Origin of the sequence: Sphingomonas sp. NBWT7 (assembly GCF_014217605.1) — a bacterium.
Taxonomy (GTDB): Bacteria; Pseudomonadota; Alphaproteobacteria; order Sphingomonadales; family Sphingomonadaceae; genus Sphingomonas.
The window spans coordinates 119,334-127,461 of record NZ_CP043640.1 but is presented as its reverse complement, the minus strand read 5'-3'; the positions used below and the strand labels follow the sequence as shown (position 1 = coordinate 127,461).

Annotated in this window: 10 protein-coding genes; 5 read left to right on the top strand and 5 right to left on the bottom strand. The window is 62.3% G+C overall.

Translation table 11 applies throughout. The annotated features are described in order from the left end of the window. Both F1C10_RS16510 and F1C10_RS16505 read right to left on the bottom strand, forming a co-directional pair. A partial coding sequence (locus tag F1C10_RS16510) for a ParB/RepB/Spo0J family partition protein (protein ID WP_258043205.1) occupies nucleotides 1-316 on the bottom strand: 316 nt, incomplete at its 3' end. Between the two features lie 104 nt (nucleotides 317-420). Further along, nucleotides 421-1,164, bottom strand: a complete 744-nt coding sequence (locus F1C10_RS16505; protein WP_185210378.1) for a ParA family protein — start codon at nucleotides 1,162-1,164, stop codon at nucleotides 421-423. A gap of 301 nt (nucleotides 1,165-1,465) precedes the next feature. Here F1C10_RS16505 and F1C10_RS16945 point away from each other — a divergent pair, with 301 nt between their 5' ends. After that, nucleotides 1,466-1,669, top strand: coding sequence for a YlcI/YnfO family protein (locus F1C10_RS16945; RefSeq protein ID WP_374939389.1), 204 nt, complete (start codon nucleotides 1,466-1,468; stop codon nucleotides 1,667-1,669). On the opposite strand, the gene F1C10_RS16500 is transcribed toward F1C10_RS16945, so the two are convergent. The 3 genes from F1C10_RS16500 to F1C10_RS16490 form a co-directional block, all read right to left on the bottom strand. Next, nucleotides 1,666-1,986, bottom strand: coding sequence for a single-stranded DNA-binding protein (locus F1C10_RS16500; protein WP_185210377.1), 321 nt, complete (start codon nucleotides 1,984-1,986; stop codon nucleotides 1,666-1,668). The two genes, F1C10_RS16945 and F1C10_RS16500, sit on opposite strands and share 4 nt — an antisense overlap. A 615-nt stretch (nucleotides 1,987-2,601) precedes the next feature. Next, nucleotides 2,602-3,366 carry an IS6-like element IS6100 family transposase gene (locus F1C10_RS16495; RefSeq protein ID WP_001389365.1) on the bottom strand — a complete coding sequence of 255 codons (765 nt, stop codon included), beginning with the start codon at nucleotides 3,364-3,366 and terminating at the stop codon, nucleotides 2,602-2,604. A 216-nt stretch (nucleotides 3,367-3,582) separates the two neighbouring features. Next, nucleotides 3,583-4,278 carry a hypothetical protein gene (locus tag F1C10_RS16490; protein ID WP_185210376.1) on the bottom strand — a complete coding sequence of 232 codons (696 nt, stop codon included), beginning with the start codon at nucleotides 4,276-4,278 and terminating at the stop codon, nucleotides 3,583-3,585. 121 nt (nucleotides 4,279-4,399) lie between these two features. Between F1C10_RS16490 and F1C10_RS16485 the strand changes: the two genes are divergently transcribed. From F1C10_RS16485 to cueR, 4 genes are all read left to right on the top strand, one after another. Beyond that, on the top strand, nucleotides 4,400-4,663 hold the full coding sequence (locus F1C10_RS16485) for a type II toxin-antitoxin system Phd/YefM family antitoxin (RefSeq protein WP_185210375.1): 264 nt from the start codon (nucleotides 4,400-4,402) through the stop codon (nucleotides 4,661-4,663). A gap of 3 nt (nucleotides 4,664-4,666) precedes the next feature. Then, nucleotides 4,667-5,101 (top strand): type II toxin-antitoxin system PemK/MazF family toxin, encoded by a 435-nt coding sequence (locus F1C10_RS16480; RefSeq protein ID WP_185210374.1) that lies wholly within the window; start codon nucleotides 4,667-4,669, stop codon nucleotides 5,099-5,101. Between the two features lie 221 nt (nucleotides 5,102-5,322). After that, on the top strand, nucleotides 5,323-7,737 hold the full coding sequence (locus F1C10_RS16475; RefSeq protein ID WP_374939388.1) for a heavy metal translocating P-type ATPase: 2,415 nt from the start codon (nucleotides 5,323-5,325) through the stop codon (nucleotides 7,735-7,737). Next, the gene (gene cueR, locus F1C10_RS16470) at nucleotides 7,734-8,117 is read left to right on the top strand and encodes a Cu(I)-responsive transcriptional regulator (RefSeq protein WP_122163086.1); all 384 of its coding nucleotides are present in this window, start codon (nucleotides 7,734-7,736) and stop codon (nucleotides 8,115-8,117) included. Before F1C10_RS16475 ends, cueR begins: the two co-directional genes overlap by 4 nt. Nucleotides 8,118-8,128 lie beyond the last annotated feature (11 nt).

The following is an 8,128-nucleotide window of genomic DNA, read 5'->3' as shown; positions in this document are numbered from 1 at the left end:
GCAGTTCAGCAAGCGTGCGGCCCTTCGCAACCTGCCCGGCCACGAACCGGATCATGTCGGCCGTCGAAAGATCCTCGCGCTGATCGTTCTCGATGAATTGATCGATGCGAACCTGCTCAACGTCGTCGCTCTTGTTGACGATCGCGCGGACCTGCACGCCTAGCTTCTGGCACGCGCGCCAACGGCGTTCGCCGAACATGATCCGGTAGCGCCCATCAGGATCCTTCGGCGCGACGATAATCGGCTGAAGCTGCCCGCGCTCTCTGATCGTCTCAGCCAGCTCGTCGATGCTTGCCTGATCGATCTCGCTGCGCACGTTCTCGGGATCAGGATACACCGAATTAGTATCGAGAAGCTGGACGCGATCTGCGTCGGCGACACTGGCCTTGTCGCTGAACACGTCGAAATTGTCGAAGTCCATTATGCTTGGCTCCCGATCCGGGTCATGGCTTCTTCAAGGAAGGCGCGCATCGCTGGCAGCGAGCCTCGCACGTCCTTGTTTAACCGCCATACCGGCACATGCTCCTGGAGGGCTTGGCTGTAATGCGAACGGTCGGGAAGGTAGCTGGTGAATAGGTTTTTGCCGACCTTCGCACGGATCGCCGCCAGCATTTCCATCTGCGCACGGTCGTTCGCCTTCACCCGGTTTGCGACCAAACCGGCCACGTGGATCGGTTTCGATCTGGCTCGCTGGTTCACCGTGGCGATCGAGTCCGATACCTGTTTAGTCGACGCTGGCCCGAACGGCCCCAACTCGACGGGGATAATTAGAGAGTCCGTCACCATCAGCGCCGCGAAGTTGATCCAAGACCAAGACGGAGGGGTGTCGATGACACAAAAGTCGAAAACAGGACCAAGGCGCGGGAAATTCGTCCGGATGTTGGCGAGCGCCTTCGTGTAATCTGCGTCATACTCTCCCCCCATGCGGTTCGAGTAAATCGACAACCGAGGCGGGGAAGTCGGGGGCGCGTAGTCGGGTTCGAACAGTGGCTTGCAGGTGCCAAGGCTCTCGAACTCAGCAAGCGCCTCAGTCGCGTTGCACTGGCGGTCGAGATCAAGAAACAGCACGCGATGGCCGGCATCAGCCAGTATCCACGCGAGATGGCAGGCGATCGTCGTCTTGCCGGCGCCCCCCTTCTCAACATTGATGGCGATCGTTTTCACGCGCTACCAGCCACGATCTGAGCGATTATTGGTCCAGCGATCGTGGCCCTGATAGTTGGAATCCGTGCGCGTGTTGCGACGTCCCTCCTCTTCTGGAGTGTCACCGCTAAAAGTGCGCGCACCTCTGTAGCCGGTCCCGCCTTTGGCGATGGCCCACACGATCAGGACGAAAAGCCCGATCACTAGCAGATTATCCCAGTCCATCGCCTTCGGCTCCGTTGCTTGATGAAGGGCGCATCATGTAATAAGTGGTATCTTAAATCGCGTCAATAGGTGGTATCAACAATGCGCTTGGCACGAGATGGTCTCTAACAAATCCGGAACGGTTGGTCGCCCGCGGATTAACGCCGATCAGACGATGGCGCGCTTTCCAGACGGAACGCTGGCGCGGGTCAAGTCGGTGCTGCGGGAAGGGGAGAACCAAGCCGATTTCATCCGCGAGGCTGTCGAGCTGGAACTGCGAAGACGGGAAGGGCCGCCGGTAGGCGGCCCTTCCCGCGCTTAGTCGCGATCCTCCGACCCTTTAGCGAGAACCGCGAAGCCGTCGGCGATCAGCTCCACCGTGTAGCGCTTGCCTTCGGGCGCGTCATAGGAGTTCTGCCGAACCCGGCCGGTGATATGCACCAAGTCTCCCTTCTGCGACTTGGCGGCGCGCTCGATCAGCTTGCCGAACACCGTCACCTCGTTCCAGTGCGTGTCCGTGATCCACTCGCCATTCTCCTGGCGGTTGTAGTTGGCGGCAACGCTGACCTTCGTCACCTTGTCATGCTCGGTGATTTTGCCGACCCGGCCGATGATCCGAAACTCCGCGATGTTCTGCATGGTCCTGCCCTTCTATCGATCAGGGTAATTCCTGATGGGAATTGAAGGGGCGCGTTGCCGCCGCGATCAAGCAAAAAAACGGAGGGTCCGCGCAGCGGAAACCGTAGGCGCAGCCGGTTATTCGCTTGATCGTAGAAGGCGGCAAGCGCCCATGTTCCCATCGTCACAGGTGTAACTGGTCGAAGGCGCGGGGTGCCTCGGCATTCGCGGTCCAGCGACATCGGCGGGGTGGGGCTCTCGTTACAAGGTGGCGATCGGCGCCAGTTCGCCTCGGCCGCGGCGAAATCGAGGGTCGATCAGGTAGAAAGGGAAGGATGCAGGCAACAAGCAAGCCCGACTTCGCTCAGACCGGTGCGCTACGGTCGTGCTCAAGCCGAAAATACGCTTCGACCGGACGGCAGCTCGACCATTTGGGCGCAACAGAAATCGCATGCTCCTCCCGGGAGCACCGCGCCGAAGGCGCGTCCAACGGTTCGGCTTGGTATGCCGCTTCAGTTTATGTGCTTCGATTGGGTCAAGCGGTGTTTTGCCGTCAGGCATTAAAGCGTTGGCCGGCTAGGCGGCTCTGTTGCAAAGATTGGCGGCAGTCAGAGGTAGGCTGTCGCTCTGCGCCGATCAGGCGGCTGCTGCGAAATGGTGGTTGAGCATGCCCATGGCCTCCGTCAGCGCCGAGGGCCCAATGCCAAAAGCTCTCTCCACAAGGCGCACCTCGCCCCTGATGCCGGGCTGCAGGCACCAGGGGCGAGCCTGTCCTTTGCGCAGGGCTCGCATGACTTCGAATCCCTTGATCGTGGCATAGGCCGTGGGGATCGATTTGAAACCGCGCACCGGCTTGATCAGTATCTTGAGCTTTCCGTGATCGGCCTCGATCACGTTATTGAGATACTTCACCTGCCGGTGGGCCGTCTCCCGGTCCAGCTTTCCTTCGCGCTTCAATTCGGTGATCGCTGCACCATAGCTCGGCGCTTTGTCGGTATTGAGCGTGGCAGGCTTTTCCCAGTGCTTCAGGCCTCGCAGGGCCTTGCCCAGGAACCGCTTCGCTGCCTTGGCGCTGCGGGTCGGCGACAGGTAGAAATCGATCGTGTCGCCCCGCTTGTCGACTGCCCGGTACAGGTAGGTCCACTTGCCCCGCACCTTGACGTAGGTTTCATCCAGGCGCCAGCTCGGATCAAAGCCACGCCGCCAGAACCAGCGCAGCCGCTTCTCCATCTCCGGGGCGTAGCACTGGACCCAGCGATAGATCGTCGTATGGTCGACCGAAATGCCGCGTTCCGCCAGCATTTCCTCAAGGTCGCGATAGCTGATCGGATAGCGACAATACCAGCGCACCGCCCACAGGATCACATCACCCTGGAAATGGCGCCACTTGAAATCCGTCATCGTTCCGTCCGTCCAATCTCCGCCAAGCATGTTCAAGCTTCACGATTTTTGCAACAGAGCCGTCTATAGTAATATAGTTCGGTAGCGAGCTTATTGTACGATAGATTTGACCGCCCGGTTTGGTCAAACTTTTCGTATCGAATATTCTAGCTACCGACTTTTCATTGTCGCACAGATTCCTTAAAGCTCCATCTCGCTGCGGTCTCGTTGAAGGAATTACAGGTCCTTACCAAGATTGGTCACAGCTTGATCGCGACTATTCTGGTTCATCTTTGCCGCCGCCTCAAACTCAGCCTTGTCCATATAGCTGAGGGAGGTAGAACCGCGTAAGTTACCCTGACGACCGCATAGCCCGACTGTCAGATAAGCGAAGCGAACTCGGTTTATGATCTGCACCTTTCCATCGGTGTAGCCTGCGGCCATGCTGTCCACTGGCACCGTGTATCGCTCTTTGCTCAGCGTCGCGAGATTGGCACGCGCAATCATCAGATTGACCTGGCTATCGTCCACATCAGGAGTTGGATTATAGTTTTGATCGTATTTGGTATTCAGCAGTGCGTCATAATAGCGGAAGGCCTGAACGCCGCCTTGGATGCATCCCGGCGTTCCAAACTCATAAGGCTCCGGCGAAATCTCAACAGCGAACAATACGCCATTGCGGAAAGAGAAGTTCAAACGACTCTTTTTCCCGGCCACTTCAAACTTAGAATACATGCCGTGGCTAACATCGACCTCAACGCGGTCCTTTTTTTGCTTGATCTTCGCACCATTCACACCTGGGATTTTCACTGCCACATCGACAACCTGCTGCGGCGTCATACCTGCTTCAAAGTCGCCCCACAGCTTGGTGCCCGCCCAGGCTGGCGCGGCGCAAACAAGTGCTGCCACAGTAAATACAAAGCCGAATCTCATGAGTCCCCCCGGATGCTTGTGCCGTTCGATAGCATTCTAGAGGCAGATCATTAGCCTGAATAGCCGGCTTGCGAAAAACGCGCGTTTTGTGTATGCCGTCTCCGACGCCAAGGAGGGCACGATGACACAGGTGGCTGCGACAGAGTTCGCCCGCAATTTTGGACGGTATCGCGAAGAGGCTCAACGCGAGCCGGTCGCCGTGGTGACGCACAATCGAGTTACCGGCTACTTCGTGTCCGCTCGCGACTATGACGAATACCAGCGCCTCAAGGCGATGGCCCCTACCGCCCTGGCGGTCGAGGAGCTGGACGGCGCGACGTTGAAGGCACTGGCGGCATCACGGATGGATCCTCGCCACGACCATCTCAATGCGCTGATGGATTGAGCCTTGTCGCTTCCCACCCCGGAACCGGGCCTGGTCATTCCCTATGCCTATCTATGGCGGCACGAGCATCGCAAAGGACAGGAGGAAGGCCGTAAGGTCCGCCCCAGCGTCATCGTGCTGGCGGTGCAAAGCCCCAAGGGTGGTGCCCCGCGCGTGACGGTCGCACCGATCACGCACACCCCGCCAGCGAAGGACGGGGAGGCGATTGAGCTACCACCCCGCGTCAAGCAGGCGCTCGGCCTCGATGACGATCGCTCCTGGATAGTGCTGGATGAAGTGAACCAGTTCGCCTGGCCCGGTTATGATATTCGGCCCGTACCTGGGAGCAAGGATCGCTTCGCCTACGGCTTCATCCCGCCCAAGCTCTACGATACCGTCATCGGCCGCATCCTCGAACTGGCCGCTACGCGGCGTGTCGCGGAGATTCAACGCGATTAATACCCGACGCTGAGTTTATTATGAGCGGGGTTATGCACCGCTCAAAGCCGCAGAAAGGCGGGGGTTACCTCCCACGTCTTATCCGACCGGTTTTGACCTCCTGCCATCGCGACCCTCTGGGAAAGAGACTACAGCGCGGCAGGCTCAGCAGACGATCGGGTAAACCTTGACCCTGACATGGTGTCAGACCCTACATGCTCTCGGGTCGAAGGAGTTGCGCCATGAACGACCCTCATTCTCATGCTCGTGCCGGGGACGGCTTGGCCGCCGCGGCTCCTGTCGAGCATGAACACCGTCACGCCAAAGCGGGCGGATGCTGCTCGGGTGGACGCGCGGGAGATGCCGCGGTGACGGTCATCGACCCGGTATGCGGGATGACGGTCGATCCGGAAAAGACGACGCATCATGCCGAGCACGCCGGCCATGCCTATCACTTTTGCAGCGCGCGGTGCCGGACCAAGTTCGTCGCCGATCCCGACGCCTATGTGAGCGCCAAGCCGCGTCCCGCGCCAATGGCGACGCCAGGAGCGATGTGGACATGCCCGATGCACCCGGAAATCCGGCAGGAAGGGCCGGGGACCTGCCCGATCTGCGGCATGGCGCTCGAACCGGAAGAACCGTCGCTTGATGATGCGCCCAACCCCGAACTGATCGATTTCACCCGGCGGCTATGGGTCGCGGGCGCGCTCTCGGTCCCGTTGCTCATCGTCTCGATGGTCGCCGAAATGCTCGGGCTTCATGTGGTCAGCCCGGCCGCCTCCCCCTGGGTCCAACTCGCGCTCACCGCGCCGATCGTGCTGTGGGCGGGTGCGCCGTTCTTCGTGCGAGGATGGCAGTCGCTCCGCACCCGCCACCTCAACATGTTCACCCTGATCGCGATCGGGGTCGGCGCGGCGTTCCTCTACAGCCTGGTCGCGACGCTCGCGCCCGGCATCTTCCCTGCCACCTTCCGCACGCATGGCGGGATGGTCCCGGTCTATTATGAGGCCGCCGGCGTCGTGGTGACGCTGGTGCTGCTCGGGCAAGTGCTCGAACTGCGCGCCCGGGCGGCAACGGGGCGCGCGATCCGCGCGCTCATGGACCTGGCCCCCAAGACGGCGCGCCGGTTGCGAGCGGACGGCTCTGAGGAAGAAGTCGGCCTTGCCGACGTGGCCGCCGGCGATCGGCTGCGGGTCCGCCCCGGCGAAGCGATCCCTGTCGATGGTGTGGTGATCGAGGGCCGGTCCTCCGTCGATGAATCCATGCTCACCGGGGAGCCCGCGCCGGTCCTCAAGGAAGTCGATGCGGCTGTCACCGGGGGCACCGTCAACACGACGGGCAGCCTGGTCATGGAAGCGCGCGCAGTCGGCTCCGATACGATGCTCGCCCGCATCGTCCGCATGGTCGCGGAAGCGCAGCGCAGCCGTGCGCCGATCCAGGCGGTCGCCGATCGGGTGTCGGGCTGGTTCGTGCCGCTGGTCGTGCTGATCTCGATCGCGACGTTCGTGGTGTGGTCGCTGGTCGGCCCTGAACCGCGCATGGGCCATGCCCTGCTCAACGCCATCGCCGTTCTCGTCATCGCCTGCCCCTGTGCCTTGGGGCTCGCCACGCCCATGTCGATCATGGTCGGCACGGGACGCGGCGCGCGTGCCGGCGTGCTGGTGAAGAACGCGGAAGCCCTCCAGGGGCTGGAGAAGATCGATACGCTCGTGATCGACAAGACCGGCACGTTGACGGAAGGGAAGCCCAAGCTGGTCGCGATCGAGGCGTCGGGCGCGGTCGGCGAAGGCGAGCTGCTGGCGCTCGCCGCTGCGGTCGAGGCCCAATCCGAACACCCGCTCGCCCATGCCATCGTCACCGCCGCCAAGGAACGCGGATTGCAGCTTGGCGCGGTCGCGGACTTTGCCTCGCAAACTGGCCTTGGGGTCAGCGCCAAGGTGGACGGCCGCCAGGTCGTAATCGGTAACGCCGCGCAGATGCGCCGGATCGGAGCTGACCCCGCCCCGCTCGATGAAGCCGCCGATCGTCGCCGTCGCGAAGGCGCGGGCGTCATGCTGGTCGCGGTTGACGGGACGCTCGCCGGCATGGTCGCGGTCGCCGATCCGGTGCGCGCCAATGCCCGGGAAGCGATCGCTGCGCTCCGCAAGGAAGGGCTGCGGGTCGTGATGCTGACGGGGGATAATCGCACCACGGCCGATGCCGTCGCCCGCGCGGTGGGCGGACTCGATGAAGTCCGCGCCGATCTGCGGCCGGAAGACAAGGCCCGGATCGTTGCCGAGCTGAAAGCTGGCGGCGCACGGGTGGCGATGGCCGGCGACGGCATCAACGATGCGCCGGCGCTGGCGGCTGCGGACGTGGGCCTGGCGATGGGCACGGGAACGGACGTGGCGATCGAAAGCGCCGGCATGACACTCACGCGCGGCGATCTCTCGGCGATCGTGCGCGCCCGCAAGCTCGCGCACGCCACGATGCGGAATATCCGGCAAAACCTGTTCTTCTCGTTCCTGTTCAACGGCATCGGTGTGCCGATCGCTGCCGGCGTGCTCTATCCCGTCGCCGGCCTGCTGCTGTCGCCGATGATCGCTGGCGCGGCGATGGCGCTGTCGTCGTTCACCGTCGTCCTCAACGCGCTGCGGCTCAATGCGGTGAAGCTGTGAACATCGGGGCGGCATCCGACGCCAGCGGCGTCTCCCAGCGCATGATCCGCCACTATGAAAAGATCGGGCTCGTTCCCGCGCCGCCCCGGCGCGGCAGCTACCGGGACTATAGCGACGCCGATGTTCACCGGCTGCGCTTCATCGCCAATGCGCGTGACTTGGGGTTTCCGATCGAGGAAATCCGCACGCTGCTCGCCCTGTGGTCGGATCGCGGTCGGGCAAGCGCTGAAGTGAAGGCACTGGCGGAAGCGCGCGCGGCCGAGCTGGGTCGCAAGGCGCGCGCGCTGGACGCCATGCGCCGCTCCCTTACTGCGCTCGCCGAAGCCTGCCACGGGGATGATCGGCCAGATTGTCCTATCATCGAGCGCTTGGCGGAATAGGTGCGGGCAGC

Coding starts and splice junctions, on each gene's coding strand:
- F1C10_RS16945 (WP_374939389.1), top strand. CDS start 1,466: ATGGTCTCTAACAAATCCGGAACGGTTGGTCGCCCGCGGATTAACGCC.
- F1C10_RS16500 (WP_185210377.1), bottom strand. CDS start 1,986: ATGCAGAACATCGCGGAGTTTCGGATCATCGGCCGGGTCGGCAAAATC.
- F1C10_RS16495 (WP_001389365.1), bottom strand. CDS start 3,366: ATGACGGATTTCAAGTGGCGCCATTTCCAGGGTGATGTGATCCTGTGG.
- F1C10_RS16490 (WP_185210376.1), bottom strand. CDS start 4,278: ATGAGATTCGGCTTTGTATTTACTGTGGCAGCACTTGTTTGCGCCGCG.
- F1C10_RS16485 (WP_185210375.1), top strand. CDS start 4,400: ATGACACAGGTGGCTGCGACAGAGTTCGCCCGCAATTTTGGACGGTAT.
- F1C10_RS16475 (WP_374939388.1), top strand. CDS start 5,323: ATGAACGACCCTCATTCTCATGCTCGTGCCGGGGACGGCTTGGCCGCC.